Here is a 19566-nt window from a genome sequence, read left to right as displayed (position 1 = left end):
CGGCCCGAAGAACCCGACAGGTACGGCCGCCGCCACCTCCACAGCATCATCGGAAGTGGGGCGCCGCAACCGCTCCGGAGGGGGAGGGAGCCGCTTCAGCGGCTGCTCGCGGTCGCGGCGATGGCGGGGAGGATGGCGAGCGCGACGATGCCGCCGGACAGCGCGAGGACGGGGAAACCGGCGGCGGCGACGACGATGCCCGAGGACAGACCGCCCGCGGCGCCGGCGATCGCGATGGCGACGTCGACCATGCCCTGGGTCTTGGCTCGGGTGGCGAGCGGCACGGTGTCGGTGATGATCGCCGTACCGGAGACGAGGCCGAGGTTCCAGCCGAGCCCCAGCAGGGCCAGGGCGAGCGCGAGCAGGGCGACGGAGTCGCCGGGCGCGGTGGCCGCGACGATGCCGGCCACCAGCAGGGTGAGTCCGGACGCGGTGGCGATCTTCATGCGGCCGTAGCGGTCGACGAGCCAACCCGTCAGAGGCGAGGGCAGATACATCGCGCCGATGTGGATGGCGATGACGAGGCCCGAGGCCGCCGTGCCGTGACCGTGGTCGTGCATGTGGACCGGGGTCATCGTCATGACCGCGACCATGACGAGCTGGGTGAGGATCATGACGAGCGCCCCGAGGACCACGCTGCCCCGGCGCCCCTGAGCGGAGCTGCTCGGGGCCGTGTCGGCGACGGTGCCGCTGCCGCCATGCTCGGCGGCGGCGACGCTGCGGGCGACGACCAGCGGGTCGGGCCGCAGCCAGACGGCGAGAACGAGGGCGGCCAGTGCGTAGGCGGCACCTGAGAGCAGGAAGGGCCCGGCCAGTTCGGGGATGCCGAAGGTCTTGGCGATGTCGCCGGTCGGTGCGGCCAGGTTGGGGCCCGCGACGCCGCCCAGGGTGGTGGCGACCAGCACGGTGGACACCGCGCGGGCACGGTGCGCCGGGTGCGCGAGATCGGCTCCGGCGTAGCGGGCCTGCAGGTTGGTGGCGGTACCGGCGCCGTAGACGAACAGCGAGAGGAACAGCAGCGCGGGGCTGTCCAGTACCGCGGCGATGATGACACCGGCGCTGCCGACGACCCCGGCGAGGTAGCCGCCCGCCAGGCCGGGGCGGCGGCCGCGGGCCTGGGAGACCCGGCCGACGACGACGGCGGTGAGTGCCGATCCGCCGGTGAGCAGGGCGCTGGGCAGCCCGGCGAGGCTGGTGGTGCCGAGCATGTCCTGCGCGAGCAGGGCACCCACGGTGACGCCCGCGGCGAGTCCGGCCCCGCTGAGGACCTGGGAGGCGACCAGGACCCGCAGAATGCGGCGTTGTGCGTGGACGGCGTCGGGCACGCCGGGTATCGAGCCCGTCGAGCCCGTCGTGCCGGTTGGTGCGCTGCTGGTCATGTTTCCTCCGGGTAGGGCCTCCCGCCGGTTCCGGGCGTGATGGAAGTGTCCGCGGGCACGGGTTTGATGTCGCGGGCACGGGAGGGGTGGGCGGAACGAAGCGGGATGTCTGGCGGGGTCGGGACGCGGGACGTCAGGGGGCGTGGGGACGCGCGATGCCGGGCGGTGCGGGACGTGGGATGTCAGGCGGCGTTGAGGACCTGGCTGAGCTCAGCCAGGAGCCCAGCCGGCTCGGCGACGGATCGTCGGCGTCTTCCGAGCTGCCCGGGCCGTCCGAGCTGCCCGGTCCGTCCGGGCCGGAGCACCGCGGTCCGGGGCGCCGTCGGTCGGAGCACCGAGGTCCCGGGCGCCGACGGCAGGACCGTCGCCCGGCCGCATTCCTCGGCAGCCTCGGACGCGCGGACGCGACGCTGCCGGTCACGCCGGCTCCCCGGCGTCGACGGGCAGTTCGGCCAGGCGCCATTCGAGCATGCCGTCGTTGAGGCGGACGGCCCGTCGTCCGCGGTCGGTGAGCAGCCGTACCGCGTCGTAGGCGAGCACGCAGTACTCACCCCGGCAGTAGACGACGATCTCCGTCTCCTCGGGCAACTCCTCGATCCGGTGCGCCAGTTCCTCGACCGGGATGGACACCGCACCCGGGATGTGCCCGGCCCGGTACTCCTCCACCGGCCGTACGTCCAGTACGACGACCTCCCCGGCCGCCGCACGAGCGCACAGCTCCTCGTGGGTGACCTCCGCCGCGTCGTCCACGCCGAGGTAGGCGTCCCGCGCGGCCGGTACGGCGACCTGGTGGGCCTCGGCGACCTTGCGCAGCAGGGCGAACAGCCGGGCCACGTCGTCGCCGGCGAGCCGGTAGTGGATGCGTACGCCCTCGCGCCGGGTGGCGACGAACCCGGCCTGCTTGAGGGTCTGCAGATGCGCGGAGGCCGTCGTCAGGTTCAGTCCCGCGGCCTTGGCCAGGGCGTCCACGGTGCGCTCGCCCTGCGCGAGCAGATCGAGCAGCTCCAGGCGCTTTCCGCTGGCCAGCGCCTTGCCGCTGGTCGCGAACGCGTCGTACAGCTGCGCCTTCGCGCCGACCTGGGTGCTTCCTGCCATGACATCCTCCACAAATCCATGGAATAGTGTAGGTGACGGCGGGCGCGGTGACCACACCACCGGCCACACCGACCTCACGCCGCCTCCCGTCCGGATCTTGGAGGACCCGATGGGCTTTGCCGACGACCACGTGACACCCCTGGTCGACGCCGGCCTCGGCAACAGCGCCTACCTCGTCGACCTCGGTGACGGCCGCGCCCTGGCCGTGGACGCCAGCCGTGATCTGCGCGCCCTACGGACGGCTGCCGCCCGGCGCGGACTGACCGTGGCGTACGCCGCGGACACGCACCTGCACGCGGACTTCCTCTCCGGCGCCGTCCAGCTCGGCCACGACGACGGGGCCACCGTGCTCGCCTCCACCGCGGGCCGCCGTACGTTCGAGCACCAGGGTCTGGCCGACGGCGACGAAGTGGACCTGGGCGGCCTGACCCTGCGCGCCCTCGCCACCCCCGGACACACCGACGAGCACCTGTCCTTCCTGCTCCTGGACGGCTCCCGCGCGCTCGGCGTCTTCACCGGCGGCTCGCTGATCGTGAACTCCGCCGCCCGCACCGACCTCCTCGGCGCCGACCGCACCGAGGAACTCACCCGCGCCCAGTACCACTCGCTCCGCCGCCTCGCCGAGCTGGCGGACGAGACCCAGGTCTGGCCCACCCATGGCGCCGGATCCTTCTGCTCGGCCCCGCCCGGCAGCGAACGCACCTCGACGATCGGCGCGCAGAAGCGGACGAACCCGCTGCTGACCGCCCCGGACGAGGACACCTTCGTACGACTGCTGCTGTCCGGGCTCGGCACTTACCCGGACTACTTCACCCGGCTCGCCGAGGCCAACCGGCGCGGGCCCGCCGTCCTCGCCTCCACCCCGCCCCTGCCCGCCCTGGACGCCGGGGAACTCGGGGCGCTGCTCGTGAACGGCGGCCAGGTGGTCGACGTGCGCCCGGCGGCCGAGTACGCGGCCGGCCACATCCCCGGCTCTCTCTCCATCCCGCTGCGCGGCCAGTTCGCGACCTGGCTCGGCTGGCTGCTGCCCGACACGGTCCCGCTCGCCTTCGTCACCGGCGACGACCAGGACCTGAGCGAGCTCGTCCGGCAGGCGTACAAGATCGGCTACGAACGTCTCGCCGGACGACTGACCGGCGGGATGGCCGCCTGGCGGGCCGCCGGCAACCCACAGGCCACCACAGCCTTCGTCACCGCCGACCGCACCGGGAACCGCCCCTACCTCGACGTACGGCAGGAAGCGGAGTTCGCCGCCGGACACGTGCCCGGAGCCGTGCACATCGAACTCGGCTCCCTCGCCGCCCACATCGTCGACGCCCCCGAGGGGCCGGTCGTGGCCTGCGGCCACGGCGAGCGGGCCATGACCGCGGCCAGCCTCCTCGAACGCGCGGGCCACACCGACATCGCCGTCCTCGACGGCGGACCGGACGACTACGCGGCGGCCCACGGCCGAACGCTCACCCAGGACACCACCTCGTGAAGACCACCCGCGCGACCTCCACCGCGACCGACTCCGACGGACGGCCCATACGCCTGGGCCTGCGCGAGAACTGGGTCCAGTTCACCCTGCTGGTCGTCGTCAACGTCTGCGTCGGCGGCCTGGTCGGCCTCGAACGCACCACCGTCCCGCTGATCGGCGCGCACCTCTTCGGTCTGACCAGCGACCTCGCGGTCTTCTCCTTCATCATCGCCTTCGGTACCACAAAGGCCCTGACCAACCTCGCCGCCGGCGCCCTGACCGCCCGCTTCCGCCGCAAGCAACTCCTGGTCACCGGCTGGCTGATCGGCATCCCCGTCCCCTTCGCCCTCGCCTGGGCGCCGTCCTGGGGCTGGATCGTCGCCGCGAACGTCCTGCTCGGCCTCAACCAGGGACTGACCTGGTCGATGACCGTCAACATGAAGATCGACCTCGTCGGCCCCGCCCGCCGGGGCCTCGCCACCGGGCTCAACGAGGCCGCCGGTTACACCGCCGTCGGCGCCACCGCCCTCCTCACCGGCTATCTCGCCACCACCCACGGCCTGCGCCCCGCCCCCGAACTCATCGGCGTCGTCTTCGTTGTCGCCGGACTCGCCCTGTCTCTCGCCGTCCGCGACACCGCCGGCCACGTCGCCCTCGAACTCGCCCACCACACCAAGCCCCTTCCCGACGGCGAGGACAGCGGCCTGGCCGCCACCTTCGCCCGCACCTCCTGGCACGACCGCTCCCTGCGCGGGGCCAGCCAGGCCGGCCTGGTCAACAACCTCAACGACGGCCTCACCTGGGGCGTTTTTCCCCTGCTCTTCACCGACCACGGCCTGGGCCTCGCCGCCGTCGGCCTGATCAAGGGGCTCTACCCCATCCTGTGGGGCCTCGGGCAGATTCCCACCGGCCACCTCGCCGACCGCATCGGCCGCAAACCGCTGATCGTCTGCGGCATGCTCGTCCAGGCCGCCGGCTTCGTCCTCGCCCTGGCCCTCCTCGACACTCCGCTGCTCGCGGGCATCACGTCCGCCGTGGCCCTCGGCATCGGCACAGCCATGGTCTACCCCGCGCTGATCGCCTCCGTCTCCGACCACGCCCACCCCACCTGGCGGGCCAACGCACTGGGCACCTACCGCTTCTGGCGCGACATCGGCTACGCCGTGGGCGCCCTGGTCGCGGGCATCCTCGCCGACGCCCTCGGCCTGAACGCCACCGTCGTCGCGGCGGCCGTCCTCACCGCCGCCTCGGGTCTGCTCGCCGCGCGCTGGATCACGGAACACCGCCCGGCTCACCGAGCGTGAAGAAGCGGGCCGAACCGACCGCTCAGCGCTGGCTGTTGCGGAAGCCGATGACCATGGCCCCCCACCAGCAGATCTGGGAGAGCAGAGCCGTCGAAGCTCCCCAGAGCATCAGGCGTCTCGCGGGCGGGGCCGTGTCCTGCTGCGTCAGGCGTCTGTTCAGGAGACCGGCTTGCAGGCCGTTCACGGTAAGGACGAGAACCTCGTACAGCCCCGGCCGCCGGACGGGCACCGAGTGGGTGGAGGCGGGCGACTCCGAAGGCAAGGTGGACACAGACGACTCCCAGAACATTCACAGCAAGATTTAGGTAAGGCTCACCTAAGTTACGTTGATGGTCAAGTTCAGGGGGGTGGATGCGTCCGCGCTGCGGACGGGAACGCGTAATGACTTCCCCAAGCTTCTCCGAGGCCGGGCTCCACGGCTTGTAAGGCAAGCCTTGCCTGCCTTACGTTCTGTGCGCTTCTTGTGCACATCAGACCGGAGTTCCCATGTCCAGCAGCAGCATCGCCCTGCTCGGAGCCATCGCAGGCTTCACCATCTACCTCGGCCTCCCCTTCGGCCGCCTCCGCACTGCCACACCCAGGCTCAAGGCCGGCCTGAACGCTGTTGCCATCGGTATTCTGATCTTCCTCGTCTGGGACGTGCTGACCCACGCCTGGGAGCCCATCGACGAGGCGCTCGGCAAGCACACCTGGGGAACGGTGGCGTCCGGGGGCTTCACCCTGGTCGCCGGCCTGACCATCGGGCTCGCCGGACTTGTCCACTACGACGGCTGGATCTCCCGCCGTCGTGAAGCCGCCGCTCGGACCACGGGCCCCGGCGCCGCCGCCACCGCCGAACTGGCGCCGAAGACCCGCAGCCAGGCGGGCTCGCTCGCGCTGATGATCGCCACCGGCATCGGCCTGCACAATTTCGCCGAGGGCCTGGCCATCGGCAATTCCGCCGCCCAGGGCGAACTCTCCCTGGCCCTCCTGCTGATCATCGGCTTCGGCCTGCACAACGCCACCGAGGGCTTCGGCATCGTCGCCCCGCTGGCCGCCGAGGGCGAACGCCCGTCCTGGCTCACCCTGCTCCGGCTCGGCCTGATCGGCGGCGGCCCCACCTTTCTCGGCACCCTCATCGGCCAGCACGTGGTCGACGACACCCTGTCGACAGCCTTCCTCGGTCTTGCCGCCGGCTCGATCCTCTACGTCGTCATCGAGCTGCTGGCCGTCGCCCGCAGGACCGGCCGCAAGACCCTCACGACCTGGTGCGTCCTGCTCGGTCTCCTGCTCGGCTTCGCCACCGACGCCATCGTCACGGCCGCGGGCGCCTGAGCCCGCGTCGTACAACGCGAGATCCTGACGGGATCGTACGCGCCGTGGTCCGGGACACGCGGGGCCCCAGTCGGCCGGCCGCAGTCAGGTGATGTGTCGTAGCAACGCCGTGGCCGCCGGGGACAGTTGGCCCGGGGGATGGACCACCATCACCTTCCAGTTCGGTGCGTGCCGGGCGAACCGGTATGTCGCCAGGCCGGGGAAGCGGTCGGCGATGGACGGGGGCATGACGCAGACGCCCAGGTCGTTACGGACCAGCTCGGACGCGGCCATGATGTCGTTCACCTCGAAGGTGGTGCTGCGGTCGACGCCGGCGCTGCGGAAGGCTCGGTCGACGGCGTGGCGGATCGCCCAGCCGGGGGTGAAGTCGATCAGGGGGAGACGGGCGACCGCGTCCGGCTCGACGGTGCCCTCAGGGCTGGTCGCGGAGAGGTCCCGGTGGGGGGAGGCGACCAGGACCATCTCCTCGCGGGCGAGCAGTCGGCTCACGAGTCCCCGTTGCTGCTGGCGGTCCAGTGCCACCACCGCCAGGTCCACCGTGCCCTCGCGCAGGGCCTGCCGGATGTCGGTCACGGCCGCTTGCCGCAGCTGGACCACCACGGCCGGGTGCTCCGACCGCAGGGCGGCCAGCGCGTGGTGCAGGCCCGCCCAGACTCCCTGCATGATGCCGACGGTGACCCGCCCGCGCAGCTCCCCCTTGGCCGCGTCGACCGCCTCGCGCGCCAGTTCGGCGGCGCGCAGGGCCGCTCGTGCCGCGGGGACGAACGCCTCACCGGCGGGCGTGAGCGCCACCCGGTGCGTGGTCCGGGTGAACAGCGGCGTGCCCAGCTCGCGTTCGAGGGCGCGGACCGTGCCGGAGACGGCGGACTGAACCACGTGCAGCCGCCTCGCCGCCGCTGTGAACCCGCCCGCGTCCGCCACCGCGACGACGACTTCCATCTGCCGCAGATCCATCAGCCGCTCCCCGTGACGCAGCGCCCCTGCGCGGGGCAACGAACTTCGCTGCATGGTATGCGGACGGGCGGGGGACGCCCGGGGACGACGGCGGCTGTCGCTCCGGTGGCCCCGCCCGTCCCGCCGCCTCGGCGTTCCCGCCTTGTCTCAGGAGCGGACCAGCGGAGTGTCGACGAGGTGCTCCGCCAGGAACCACGCCTGGAGTTCGCCGGTGCGGATGATCTGGGAGACGAACAGGTCGTTGGTGCCGTCGTCGCCCAGTTCGGCGGTGCGCTTGGCCGCGTCGTGGGCCTCGGTCAGGATGGTCTCGTGGGCTTCGAGCAGCCGCGACAGCATGGCCGGGACCTCCTCGACGCCGTCCGGCGGGCGCGGGATCGAGGTGATCTCGGCGACGTGGCGGGGGTCGCCGACCGCGACGCCGCCCAGGGTCTGCACGCGCTCGGCGAGGGTGTCCACGAGCTCCAGCTGTTCGCCGGCGTGCTTGTCCAGCAGCAGGTGCAGCTGGTAGAAGGTGGCGCCGCGCAGGAGCCAGTGGTGCTTCTTGTAGAGGCCGTAGAGGATCTGGGTGTCCGCCAGGACCTGGTTCAGGCGCTGGCAGGAGTACATGCGCGCCTCGAAGGACAGGCCGAGCGGGAACTGCTTGACGGTCCCGAACTCCTGGATGACCTCGCCCTTCTGATGCAGCCACGGCTGGCTGTGGCTCAAGGGCTTGGAGCTGCTGGTCATGACGGTCCTCCTGGGATGCCGTGCGTTGCGTACGCGGGTGACGCTAGGCGGGCAGGCCCGGGACGCGTTGTCCAGGAGCGCATGCGCTGGTGTCCGTGAGCGCACCGGTGATGTCGTCGCATTTGCGGGACATCGGGTCCGCGATCCGCCGTCCGCGATCCGCCCGGTGAGTCACTCGCTGCCGGCCGTCAGCCGTTCCACGATGTCGTCCAGGTCGATGTGGTGGTGTTCGGTGCCCGGCGGCACCAGCGCGTCGGTGCGGTGCAGAAAGACGGCGACGACGGCCGCGTCGACCTCGAGGACGGCCGCCCCGTGACGTGTCCTGAGGAGGATGCGGAGCGAGTCCGGATGACACCCGTGCCGCGGGAAGACCACCACGTTCCCCGTTCCCGTGGGCCGGCGGCATCCGTCGGAGAGGAGCGATCGGGCGAAGACCCAGTCGACGGAGGGGGCCGAGGGAGCGCCCAGGGACAGACACACGGCGTAGGGATCGGTCGCCGCGTAGCGGAGTTCGGCGGGGAGCCGTACCGGCACTTCGCCGTCCACGGTCACGCGCATCTCCGTCCGGAAGACGATCGAGCCGCGATGCGCCGCACCTGGTGGAGGAAGAGGGTGTCGCATGCTGTCCTCTGTCTGCGACCGTCGCGTGCGGTTTCGGTGCCTGTCGCGTACGGTCTCGTTCGTCCGTCCGGGCTCTGACGGCCCGTGTCGCCGACGACCGTACGGCGGTCCCGGGGCCGCGGGTTGTCGACGCGTGCAGTACTTGTTGTCCGCGAGGGCACGCGGCCACCGCCGTACGGCCACGCCGTGCGACAGTGGCCGGGGCGGTTGCGCTCGTACGCGGCCTCACGGGTCGTGCTTTTACGCGGCGTCACGGGTCGAGCCCTGGTTCGCCTTCCGGTGCTCGGTGAGCCAGTACAGGAGGGCGAGGAGGGGCAGGGCCGCACCCAGGATCGTCACCGCGCTCCAGCCGCCGGAGTGGTAGGTGAATGAGCCGAGTTGGGAGCCGAGGGCGCCGCCGAGGAAGAAGGTGGCGATGAAGGCGCTGTTGAGGCGGGCGCGGGCGTGGGGGTCGAGCTGGTAGATGGTGTGCTGGCCGAGGATGAGGGTGGCCTGGACGGCCACGTCGATCAGGATGGCGGCGAGGGCGATCAGGACGATGTGGTGCCGGCCGAGACCGGCGAGGGCGAAGGCCGCCACGGCGAGGGCGAACGAGGCGCCGGTCATGGGCCGGGTCAGCCTGCGGTCGGCCCAGCGTCCGGCCAGCGGGGCCACGGCCGCGCCGGCGGCTCCGACGAGGGCGAAGATGCCGACGCCGATGGGGGAGTAGTGGAAGCCGGGGCCGGTGAGAACGTAGGAGATGGTGGTCCAGAAGGCACTGAAGGCGCCGAACATCGCCGCCTGGTAGATGCCGCGGCGCCGCAGCGCGGGGTGGGTGCGGACCAGCTGGAGGGTGGAGTGCAGGACCCGTGCGTACGGGATCGTCGTGGTCGGCGCGTGCTGGGGGAGAGCCGCGCGCAGGGCCACGGCGAGGACGGCCATCAGGACGGCGGAGCCGAGGTAGACCACGCGCCAGCCGGCGACGTCGGAGACCAGGCTGCTGACGGTGCGGGAGAGCAGGATCCCGGTGAGCAGTCCGCTCATCACCCGGCCCACGATCCGGCCGCGGGCGTGGTCGGGGGCGAGGCCCGCGGCGAACGGGACCAGGATCTGGGCGACGACCGAGGTGGCGCCGCTGACCAGAGAAGCGATCAGCAGCATGGGGAAGTTGGTGGCCAGCCCGGCCGCCAGCAGGGCGACGGTGGTGACCGTGAGCAGGGCGGTGACCAGGCCGCGCTTCTCCAGCCGGTCGCCGAGCGGGACCAGGAAGAGCATGCCGATCACGTAGCCGACCTGGGTGAGCGTGATCAGCCAGCCGGCGGCCGCCGTGCTCGTGTGGAAGACCTCGCGCAGCGAGGACAGCAGCGGCTGGGCGTAGTACAGGTTGGCGACCGTCATGCCGGAGGCGACGGCCAGCAGCGCGATCAGCCGGCCCGGCACACCGTGCGCGGGCTCGGTGCCGGTCACGCGCTGTGTGCCGGTCGCGCGCTGGGGCGAGGTCCGGAGTACGGATGTCCGGGACACGGGGACCTTCTTCGGGGCGGGAGCCGGTCGGACCGGCTCGGCAGAGTGCCTGGCGGTGAGCGAGCGGTTTTCTCGCCGCGCTCACCGGTGACAAGCACTCGCCGCCGCGCTCTGCTTCCCCATCCGCCGCGATGGTCGGGGATGTCAGTCATCTCTGTGGGAGATGGGTCGGTCATCTCTGTGGGAGATGGCGGCGAACAGCGTCTACTGCGGCCGTACCGGGTGCTTGCTCATGATCGAGATCCGGTTGAACGCGTTGATGGTGATCGCCACCCAGATCACGGCGGATATCTGGTCGTCGGTGAGCACCTCGGCGGCCGTGTCGTAGGCGGTCTCCTGCAGTGCCGCGTCGGCGGGGTTCGTGGTCGCCTCCGCGAGCGCGAGGGCGGCGCGCTCGTCGGGGGTGAACACCTCGGTGTCCCGCCAGGCCGCCAGCACGCCGAGCCGCTGCGTGGTCTCGCCCGCGCGCACGGCGGCCCTGGTGTGGACGTGGAGGCAGTAGGCGCAGCCGTTGATCTGCGACACGCGCAGGTTGACCAGTTCCACGAGCCTGCGGTCGAGTCCCGCCTCGGTGGTCACCGTGCGGACCGCTTCCGAGGTCTGTACCAGTGCCTGGTACGCGGCGGGGCTCTGCTTGTCGATGAAGATCCGCCGCGCCGCGGACCCGGTCGTGTGGGTGCTCAACCTGGGACTCCTTCGGGGGCCTGTGCGGCTCCCTTGTCGTGTTGTGTGAACCTGACGATGTCGCGGACCTATTATCGCGACGCGATGGTTGAATATGGAACAATGTTTTTCGGAGGTGGTCCACGATGAGCAACGTCGAGACGAAGCCCACGGAGATGCGCTGCGGCACACCGGCGGACGGGGAGCGCTCGACCGGGGCCGCCCGGGTCGACGTACTGACCGCGCGTGACGTCCCTCTCGGCGGTCCCCGGGCCATGACCGTGCGGCGCACGCTGCCGCAGCGTTCCCGCACCCTGATCGGTGCCTGGTGCTTCGCCGACCACTACGGCCCCGACGACGTGTCGGTCTCCGGAGGCATGGACGTCGCCCCGCACCCGCACACCGGGCTGCAGACGGTGAGCTGGCTGTTCAGCGGGGAGATCGAGCACCGGGACAGCCTGGGCAGCCACGCCTATGTACGGCCCGGCGAGCTGAACCTCATGACGGGCGGGTACGGCATCTGTCATTCGGAGGTCTCCACCGCGCGGACCACCATTCTGCACGGCGTCCAGCTGTGGGTGGCGCTGCCGGACGAGCACCGCGATGCCGAGCGGGACTTCCAGCACTACGCACCCGAGGCCGCGCGGATCGACGGTGCCGACGTCAGGGTCTTCCTGGGCTCCCTCGTGGGCCAGGCCTCCCCGGTGCAGACCTTCACCCCTCTGCTCGGCGCCGAGATCATCCTCCAGCCGCGCGCGACTCTCACACTCGCCGTGGACCCCGCCTTCGAGCACGGCCTCCTGGTCGACCAGGGCGAGGTGCGCCTGGCCGACACCCTGGTGGGCCACGCGGAGCTGGGCTACGCCCACCCGGGCGTCGACACCCTGACCCTGACGAACGAGTCCGACGACATCGCGCGCACGGTCCTGCTCGGCGGAACCCCGTTCGAGGAAGAGATCGTCATGTGGTGGAACTTCATCGGGCGCAGCCACGAGGACATCGCCACGGCCCGCGAAGAGTGGCAGAACGCCTCTGATCGCTTCGGGGCCGTCGAGGGATATCCGGGCGACCGCCTTCCCGCCCCCGCCCTGCCCAACGCCGTCATCACGCCGCGCAGGAATCCCCCGCGCTCCTGACCCTTGTGACACGTAACCCACCTCCTTTTGAAAGGCACCCCCATGAGCCAGCCCTCCGTCGCTCCCACGGTCGAGCGAGTCGACGCCAAGAACCACTACGAGATCCTGGTCGACGGCGAGCGCGCCGGGCTGACCGCCTACCGCGACCGCGGTGACCAGCGCGTTTTCTACCACACCGAGGTCGACGAAGCCTTCGCCGGTCAGGGCCTCGCCGCCATCCTGGTCCAGGAGGCGCTCACCGACGTACGCGCCGCCGGCAAGCGGATCGTGCCCGTCTGCCCCTACGTGGCCAAGTTCCTGAAGAAGCACGACGAGTTCGCCGACATCACCGACTCGGTGACCCCCGACGTCCTGCGGTGGCTGCAGGCCGAACTGGGCTGATCGGCCGTTCCCTTCGCACCGGCCGTTCCCTTCGCACCGGCCGCTCCTTCCGAACCGGCGGCACCATTCGAGCCGGCCGCCCTACTCGGCGGTCGGCCGTTCGGGCCCTGGCGCAGGGTCACTGCTCCGGATCCTGCGAGAGAGCGTCGCGGAGTTGGGCCCTGGTGCGGATGCCGAGCTTCGGGAAGACCTTGTGCAGGTGGTAGCCGACGGTCCGGGGTGAGAGGTAGAGGCGGGCCCCGATGTCGCGGTTGGTCAGGCCCGTCGCGGCCAGTTCGGCGATCTGCCGTTCCTGCGGGGTGAGTTCGCTCGCCGGGCTCGCGGCCGTCGTCGCCGCCGGGGCTCCCGCCGCCCGGCGCTCCGCGGCGGTGCGTTCGGTCCACGGGCGGGCGTCCAGCCGCTCGAAGCATTCCAGTGCCGCGCTGAGGTGGGGGCGGGCCTCGGCGCTGCGGCGCCGGCGGCGCAGCCATTCGCCGAAGTCGAGCTGCGTGAGCGCGCGCTCGAAGGGCCAGCAGTCGGTGGTGGAGTCGGCGAGGGCGTCGCGGAAGCGGTCCTCGGCCTCGTCGGTGTCGGTCAGCAGGGCGGTGGCCCGGTGGAGCACGGCGGCCAGCCGGGGGGACCTGTCGGGCTCCAGGCTGTTCTCGACCGCGTCCACCACCGTGCGCGCGTCGTCCGCCCGCCCGGCACGGACCGCCGCGGCGGCAAGGTCGCCCACGTAGTAGAGCGAGGCATGGTAGTGGACGGGAGCGGGGCGGAAGTCGCGGGTGAAGGTCGCGCGCAACTGCTCGTAGGCGTCGGCGTGGTCTCCGGCGACGAACGCGGCCATGCCCAGGGCATGGCGGTGGCGGACCTGAAGGCTCAGGGAATGGCGCAGGTCCACCCCGCGTACGGCGTCGATCGCCTGGGTCCGCGCGGCCGCGTGGTCGCCCTGCAGTGCGCGCAGCGTGGCCCGCAGGACGCGGGCGCCCACGGTCACGTTGTCGGCTCCGGCTTCGGTGGCCATCCAGAACGCCTCGTCCGCCGCGGCCTGGGCCGCCGTCCACGAGCCGGTCTCGAACTGGGCGAGGGCGAGCGCCTGCGCCACGGTCGCGTTCGTGCCCGCGCCCCCGGCACGCCGCAGGACGTCCAGGGTCCGCCCGAGGATGCGAACGGCCTGCTCGGACTCGTCCAGGATCCAGGTCGTGCCGCCGAGCGCCGTGAGGTCTCCGAGCGACTCCTGGGACATGGCGGCCAGTCCGTTCTTCAAGAGCGGTATGAGCCGTTCCCGTTGGCGATGGGGATCGATCACCGACTCGGCCCAGGCGCGGGCGGCGGGGTTGTCGTCCTCGTCGATCAGATCACTGATCCGCCGCAGTTCCGCCCTGTGGTACGGCGCCCCGGAGTTGTAGACGGACGTCGCGGCGGTGCTCAGGGCGCTCAGGGCCAGGGCCGGGGCCGAGGCGGCTGTGAGCTCGGCGACTCCCAGCAGCAGGGTCAGCGCGTCGTCGTGGCGGAGTGTGACCCCGAGGGCCCACCCGCCCAGGAGCGAGGCTTCGGCACGCAGCCGGGGATCGTCGGTGAGTTCGCCGACGCGCCCGCTCATCTCACCGACCCACTGCGGGTGGCCGGCGAACATGGCCGACTGCGCGGCCGTCAGCAGGCGGCGGGCACGCAGCTCGGGTTCCGGAGTCAGTTCCGCGGCGCGTTCCAGCGCCGTCGCCGCCGCCGCGTATCCGCCCCGGCCGCGGGCGCGCTCCGCGCTCTCCGCCAGGGCGTCGGCGACCTCGGCGTCCTCACCGGTCGCCGCGGCGGCCAGATGCCAGGCGCGGCGGTCCGGTTCGCCGGTGAGCGCGGAGGCCAGGGCGAGGTGGGCCTGCTGGCGCTCGTGGAAGGAGGCCGCTTGGTAGATGGCGGAACGGACCAGTGGGTGACGCAACAGCACGTGGCCGTTCTCGACCCGCACCAGGCCGGCGCGTTCCGCGGGGTCCAGCGCCTGGACGATGTCCGACGAGGGGGCGGCGCGCAGGAGATCGGCCAGTTGTGCCGTTCCCGCGGCGGCGGCCAGGAGCAGGGCCTCGCGTGTGGGCGCGGGCAGGCCGGGAAGGTCGGCGGCGAACAGATTCTCCAGGCGCGCGGTGAGCGGGAGGGTCGTACCACCGGACTGACCCGCGCCCGACCGGCCCCGGGCGAGGGCCCGGGGCAGTTCGATCAGGGCCAGCGGGTTGCCGGCGGCCTGCTGGAGGATCTCGGCGCGGGCCCGGCCTCGGGGCGGGTCCGGCTGGGCGTCCAGGAGATGTCCCGCCGCCGTCCGGCTCAGCGGGCCGACGGTCACCTGCGGGAAGTCCCGGTCGAAGCGGGCCGGCACCGACTCCTCGCGGGCGGCGAGCAGCATCACCACCGGTGTGCCCTCCAGGCGCCGGGCGAGGAAGGCCAGCACGTCCACCGAGCCGAGGTCCAGCCACTGGGCGTCGTCCACCAGCAGGAGCAGCGGCCGACGCGCGGCGGCCTCGCCGAGGAGTGCGAGCACGCTGACGCACAGGGACATCTGGTCGAGTCGCACGTCGTCCGGCGTCGCCGCCGGATCGAAGGCGCGGTCGAGGACCTCCCGTTGCCGGACGGGCAGGCGCTCCCCCGGAAGCAGCGGATGCAGGAGCTGGTGGATGCCCGAGAGACCCAGTCCGGCCTCGCCCTCGCTGCCGCGCACACGCAGCACCCGCATCCCGCGGGCCCGGCCCTGCTCGGCCGCCCGTTCCACGAGGGTGCTCTTGCCCGAGCCCGGCTCCCCGGCCAGCACCAGCACCTGCGGGCCGGTGCCGTCCACCGCCCCGAGCAGGCGGTCCAGACGGGCCAGCTCGGCGGCTCTGCCGAGGATGCCCGGAGCGGAGGGTGGCTGGGCGCCAGAGTGCATGAACGGCTCTTCTCCTCAGGTTTTCGATCGTGACGGTGGGAATCCTGCCAGTCGCCGTATCTCGGACGCGCGGAGCCTGCGGTAGATTCGGCCGCTCAAGGTCCGATGCCGGATGACAGCAGAATCGGCGCGCGACTGGTCATGTGACAGAAGCGTGCCGACCTCATGTCCTCGATTATTGCCCTGGCCAGGGAGAATGCCCACAGTGACGGGCACCGAGCAAGTTCCGGAGTGCGCGGATGACGGACCACTCACCTCAGCCGGCGGTCGGCAGGGAAGCCACCCACCGGCCCGATCAGCCGGCCGAGCCGCGGCCCCTGGGCCGGGACAGCGAGATCGAGCGGATCCGGCTGTGTGTGACGCGTGAGCCCGACACCCCCCAGTCACTGCTGCTCCTCGGGGAGAAGGGGATCGGGCGTACGACGCTGCTCCGCCACGTCCGGGAAGTGGCCACCGGTGACGGCGTGCTGGTGCTCTCGGCGCAGGGCTGGGCCGCGGACCGCCGGCACGCCCACGCCTGCCTTCAGCAGCTTCTCTCTCCGCCCGCACTGGACGAGTTGCCCGACCTGCCCGCCGTACACAGCCAGGTACTGAATTCCGTCCTGCGCTCGGCCCCGGGACAGGTGGCACTGGACGAGGCACAGGTGCAGGTGGCCCTGGCGGCAGCGCTGTACCGGCTCGCCGCCTCCCGCCCGGTGCTGGTGTGCGTGGACGACGCCGACCTGTGCGACCACGCCTTCCTGGAGGCGCTCAGCGCGGCGACCCGGCTGCTGGCCGGCCGCGCGGTGACGGTTCTGCTCGCCGCGCGCTGCGACGCGTCTCTGCCCAGCCTGCCCCCTGGCACGGAAAGGCTGGAGCTGGGCCCGCTGAGCGTCGCGTCGGCCGCGGCGCTGCTGGATCGCCGGCCGACCGTGTCCACAGGCAGGCACAGGCTGGAGATCCTGGAGGAGGCCGAGGGCAATCCCCTGGCCCTGGTGGAACTGAGCCGCCGTGCGCCCAGGTCCGCGGGACCGAGGCTCCCCGGCATCGAACCCGCGCGGCGCTCGTCCATGGAGCATGGTTTCGAGGGACGAATCGACGCCCTGCCCGCCGCCACGCGACGCGCCCTGCTGTACGCGGCGGTGGCGGGGCCCGGCGAGAGCGTCGCCGTCCTCATGGCCGCCCTGGACACCGACGACCTGGCGGTGTGGGCCGAGGCGGAGGCGAGCGGCCTGGTCGCGTTGGCCGAGGACCGGCTCGTGTTCCGGCATCCGCTGGCGCGGTCGGCCGCGCTCGAGCGACATCCGGCGGGCGAGCGGTACCAGGCGCATCTGGACCTCGCGGCGGCCGCAACACAGCCGGAGGTCAGGGCCCGTCACCTGGCCGCCGCCACCTGGGGGACCAGCGAGTCCGTGGCCGTCGAGCTCGAGGCGTCCGCCTGGCGGCGCGGGGACGCGGTGGAGGCCGCGCGCGCACTGGAGCAGGCGGCCCGGCTCAGCCCGCATCGGGAGGAGCGCGCCCGCCGCCTGACCGGGGCCCTGGTGGCCGCGCAGATCGTGGGAGAGCCCGGCTGGGTGCGGGACCTGTACGGCCGGTTCGTCCGGGACTCCACGGAGCCGGGCCTCGCCTGTGTCGCAGCCGGTGCCCTGGCATCGGCCCTGTCCCAGGAGTCCTCCCAGCAGGAGGCTTTCGAGATCGTCGCGAACGTCTCGGAGCGCTTTCCCGCGGTCGGCCGATCGGTCGCGCTCGCGCTGGCGGGCCTGGCCGCGGGCATCGCCTTCCGGTCCGGTCTGCCGGAGCACAGGACAGCCCTGCCGGCGCTGCTCGACCGGGCCCGGGACGCCGACGGGGCCGACGGGCGCCAGGCCCCGATGAACGGTCCGCTCGGCCACCTGGACACGCGGGACGCAGAGCAGGCGCTGGAGGCGTACGTCACCGCGGTGGCCCGGCCGCAGTCCGCCGCCCACCTGCTGCCGGGCCTCGCCCGCCCGCACAGTGCGCTGCTGGACGCCCCGGACGTCCTGGCCCGCCGGATGTCGGTCGCCGCGGTGGCCTACCACGCCGACGAGCCGGACGTGTGCCTGAGTCAGTTCCGCACGGCTGACGCGTACCTGCGCGCGGCACGCTCTTTCGGCACCCGTGCCTGGTCGGTCATCTCCCTCGTGGACACCCTCGTGAACACCGGGCGGTTCGCCGAGGCCGAACCCCTGATCCAGGAGGCCTCGGCCGAGGCCGCGGCGCTGCGCCTGCCGGCCCTCCGGGCGGATCTGGAAGCGCAGGCCCTCACCGTGCGGGTGTTGCGCGGAACCGTACCGGCGGAGCCCTGGTTCACCCCCTCGGTCTGGAGCGCCGTCAGCCTGGACGAGAACCGGGCCACGCACGCACGCCTGCTGCGGGCCCGAGGCCTCGCCTCCCTGGTGCTGGGGGACCCGGACGGTGGCTGGCGGCACATGCGCGAGCTGTTCACCGCCGACGGATCGCCGCTGCACCCCTTCCTGTCGCCCCGGTGCATCGCGGAACTCGCCCTCATGGCCCACCGGACCGGCCGGTCCGACGAGGCCGTGCCGATCGTGGCGCGTGTCCGTCAGGAACAGGGGGAGCGCCCGAGCACGAGGATGACGCTGCTGCTGCACCATGCCACCGCCCTGGTCGACCCGGACGACGACGCCGAGGAGCAGTTCCACCTCGCACTGGTCAATCACGAGGCGGACCGGTGGCCGTGGGAGCGTGCCCACGCCCGGCTCAACTACGGCATCTGGCTGCGCCGCAACCGCCGGACACTCGAGGCGCGCCAGCAGCTGACCACGGTGCTGGAAACCGCCGAACGCCTCGGCGCGGGCTCTCTCGCCGCAGCCGCCGCCCGCGAACTGCGCGCCAGCGGAGCGGCACCCACCCCCGACACCTCGGGCCTGCTGGAGCAGCTGACGGCACAGCAGCAACAGATCGTCCAGATGGCGGCACGCGGCCTGTCGAATCGTGAGATCGGTGAACAGCTTTTCCTCTCGCCCCGTACCGTGGGTTCGCACCTGTACAACGTCTACCCCAAACTGGGGATCAGCCGCCGCCAGCAACTGCGTGACCTCGTCCCGGACAGCTGAGGCAGGGGGCGGTCGGCTCAGTACGGACCTCCCGTCGAGCGGCGTGGCCCAGCCAGAGGAGAGTGTGTGATGCCGGGAGCCTCCGGTGCCCGAGCGGGCGGTGACTCCCACGCGGCGGTCGTTCTCGACCCCATGGTGCGGCGGCTCGTCGCCGCTGCCGCAGCTCCACCGTCCCTGGACGACCTCGCCCCCGACGCGGGCCGGCAGGCGTTGCGGGAAACGCAGGTGGACCGCTTCGAGGACTTCGACGTGGACGCGGTCTACCGCGTGGCATCCGTCGGCCCTTCCGGGCTGCTCGGGTTCTGGACAATCCGTCCGGCCGGTACGACGGGCCCGCTTCCCACGCTCCTGTACCTCCACGGCGGCCGGTGGACACTCGGGGACGCGCAGACCCACGCCGGCCTCATCAGCGCACTCGTCACCAACACGGGCGTGTGCGCGATCGTCCCCGAGTACAGCCGCACCCCAGAGGCCCGCTACCCGGTGGCGCTGGAGGAGTGCTACGCCCTGCTGACCTGGGCGGTCTCCCGGGCCGATGAACTCGGTCTGGACGCAAGTCGGCTGGCGGTGGCGGGCGACTGCGCGGGGGCCACCCTGGCCGCCGCCGTGACCATGCTGGCGAAGTCCCGGGGCGGGCCGCGGATCAGCGCACAACTGCTCTACTACCCGCTCACCGACTCCCGCTGCGACAGCCCCTCGCAACGCCAGTTCGCCACGGGGTACCTGCTCACCCGTCGGGCGCTGCGCGCGCACTGGGCGCGGTACGTCCCCGACCCGGCCCTGCGAGCCGACCCCACCGTGTCACCGCTGCGTGCGCGGACGGAGGACCTGGCAGGGCTGCCGCCGGCGCTGATCGTCACCGCCGAGGCCGATGTCGCCAGGGACGAGGCGGAGCAGTATGCGCGCAACCTGTGTGCGGCCGGTGTGGAGGCCTTCGCGGCGCGGTTCCTCGGCACCGTCCACGACTTCGTGGCGTTGCACGCGCTGTTCGACAGCGCGCCCACTCGGGCAGCTCTCATGACCGGATGCCACTTCCTGCGTGCCCGTTTGGCGTGAGAGGCGTGTCC

At 72.3% G+C, this 19566-nt stretch carries 16 protein-coding genes; 7 read left to right on the top strand and 9 right to left on the bottom strand.

The annotated features are described in order from the left end of the window. Positions 1–95 precede the first annotated feature (95 nt). Together ACWD5D_RS32585 and ACWD5D_RS32580 are read right to left on the bottom strand one after the other, a co-directional pair. Positions 96–1379 carry an MFS transporter gene (locus ACWD5D_RS32585; protein ID WP_451376381.1) on the bottom strand — a complete coding sequence of 428 codons (1284 nt, stop codon included), beginning with the start codon at positions 1377–1379 and terminating at the stop codon, positions 96–98. 417 nt (positions 1380–1796) lie between these two features. Further along, positions 1797–2474 (bottom strand): ArsR/SmtB family transcription factor, encoded by a 678-nt coding sequence (locus tag ACWD5D_RS32580; protein WP_451376380.1) that lies wholly within the window; start codon positions 2472–2474, stop codon positions 1797–1799. A 109-nt stretch (positions 2475–2583) separates the two neighbouring features. On the opposite strand from ACWD5D_RS32580, the gene ACWD5D_RS32575 reads away from it, so the two are divergent. Both ACWD5D_RS32575 and ACWD5D_RS32570 read left to right on the top strand, forming a co-directional pair. After that, positions 2584–3954, top strand: a complete 1371-nt coding sequence (locus tag ACWD5D_RS32575; protein WP_451376379.1) for an MBL fold metallo-hydrolase — start codon at positions 2584–2586, stop codon at positions 3952–3954. Continuing rightward, positions 3951–5237, top strand: coding sequence for an MFS transporter (locus ACWD5D_RS32570; protein WP_451376378.1), 1287 nt, complete (start codon positions 3951–3953; stop codon positions 5235–5237). Before ACWD5D_RS32575 ends, ACWD5D_RS32570 begins: the two co-directional genes overlap by 4 nt. A 22-nt stretch (positions 5238–5259) precedes the next feature. Here the strand turns inward: ACWD5D_RS32570 and ACWD5D_RS32565 are convergent, their stop codons facing one another. Beyond that, a complete protein-coding gene (locus ACWD5D_RS32565; protein WP_451376377.1) occupies positions 5260–5508 on the bottom strand; it encodes a hypothetical protein in 249 nt (82 codons plus the stop codon). Positions 5509–5723: 215 nt separating this feature from the next. On the opposite strand from ACWD5D_RS32565, the gene ACWD5D_RS32560 reads away from it, so the two are divergent. Next, positions 5724–6551 carry a ZIP family metal transporter gene (locus ACWD5D_RS32560; protein ID WP_451376376.1) on the top strand — a complete coding sequence of 276 codons (828 nt, stop codon included), beginning with the start codon at positions 5724–5726 and terminating at the stop codon, positions 6549–6551. 84 nt (positions 6552–6635) lie between these two features. Here ACWD5D_RS32560 and ACWD5D_RS32555 read toward each other — a convergent pair whose 3' ends face one another. The 5 genes from ACWD5D_RS32555 to ACWD5D_RS32535 all read right to left on the bottom strand — a co-directional run bounded on the left by ACWD5D_RS32555 (position 6636) and on the right by ACWD5D_RS32535 (position 11039). Then, the gene (locus ACWD5D_RS32555) at positions 6636–7505 is read right to left on the bottom strand and encodes a LysR family transcriptional regulator (protein ID WP_451376375.1); all 870 of its coding nucleotides are present in this window, start codon (positions 7503–7505) and stop codon (positions 6636–6638) included. A gap of 147 nt (positions 7506–7652) precedes the next feature. Further along, positions 7653–8231, bottom strand: coding sequence for a Dps family protein (locus ACWD5D_RS32550; RefSeq protein ID WP_451376374.1), 579 nt, complete (start codon positions 8229–8231; stop codon positions 7653–7655). A gap of 171 nt (positions 8232–8402) precedes the next feature. Continuing rightward, positions 8403–8789, bottom strand: coding sequence for an SsgA family sporulation/cell division regulator (locus tag ACWD5D_RS32545; protein ID WP_451376373.1), 387 nt, complete (start codon positions 8787–8789; stop codon positions 8403–8405). A gap of 303 nt (positions 8790–9092) precedes the next feature. Then, on the bottom strand, positions 9093–10355 hold the full coding sequence (locus tag ACWD5D_RS32540) for an MFS transporter (RefSeq protein ID WP_451376372.1): 1263 nt from the start codon (positions 10353–10355) through the stop codon (positions 9093–9095). Positions 10356–10559: 204 nt separating this feature from the next. After that, positions 10560–11039: a carboxymuconolactone decarboxylase family protein gene (locus ACWD5D_RS32535; RefSeq protein ID WP_451376371.1), complete on the bottom strand. Its 480-nt coding sequence runs from the start codon at positions 11037–11039 to the stop codon at positions 10560–10562. A 125-nt stretch (positions 11040–11164) separates the two neighbouring features. Here ACWD5D_RS32535 and ACWD5D_RS32530 point away from each other — a divergent pair, with 125 nt between their 5' ends. Together ACWD5D_RS32530 and ACWD5D_RS32525 are read left to right on the top strand one after the other, a co-directional pair. After that, positions 11165–12154: a pirin family protein gene (locus tag ACWD5D_RS32530; protein WP_451376370.1), complete on the top strand. Its 990-nt coding sequence runs from the start codon at positions 11165–11167 to the stop codon at positions 12152–12154. 42 nt (positions 12155–12196) lie between these two features. Further along, positions 12197–12535: a GNAT family N-acetyltransferase gene (locus ACWD5D_RS32525; protein ID WP_451376369.1), complete on the top strand. Its 339-nt coding sequence runs from the start codon at positions 12197–12199 to the stop codon at positions 12533–12535. Between the two features lie 118 nt (positions 12536–12653). On the opposite strand, the gene ACWD5D_RS32520 is transcribed toward ACWD5D_RS32525, so the two are convergent. Next, positions 12654–15422, bottom strand: coding sequence for a helix-turn-helix transcriptional regulator (locus ACWD5D_RS32520; RefSeq protein WP_451376368.1), 2769 nt, complete (start codon positions 15420–15422; stop codon positions 12654–12656). A gap of 239 nt (positions 15423–15661) precedes the next feature. Between ACWD5D_RS32520 and ACWD5D_RS32515 the strand changes: the two genes are divergently transcribed. Then, positions 15662–18499 carry a LuxR C-terminal-related transcriptional regulator gene (locus ACWD5D_RS32515; protein ID WP_451376367.1) on the top strand — a complete coding sequence of 946 codons (2838 nt, stop codon included), beginning with the start codon at positions 15662–15664 and terminating at the stop codon, positions 18497–18499. Positions 18500–18568: 69 nt separating this feature from the next. Continuing rightward, positions 18569–19555: an alpha/beta hydrolase gene (locus ACWD5D_RS32510; protein ID WP_451376366.1), complete on the top strand. Its 987-nt coding sequence runs from the start codon at positions 18569–18571 to the stop codon at positions 19553–19555. The last annotated feature ends 11 nt before the right edge of the window (positions 19556–19566 follow it).

Source organism: Streptomyces sp. NPDC002520 (assembly GCF_053595235.1).
This window is presented reverse-complemented; position numbering and strand designations above follow the sequence as displayed.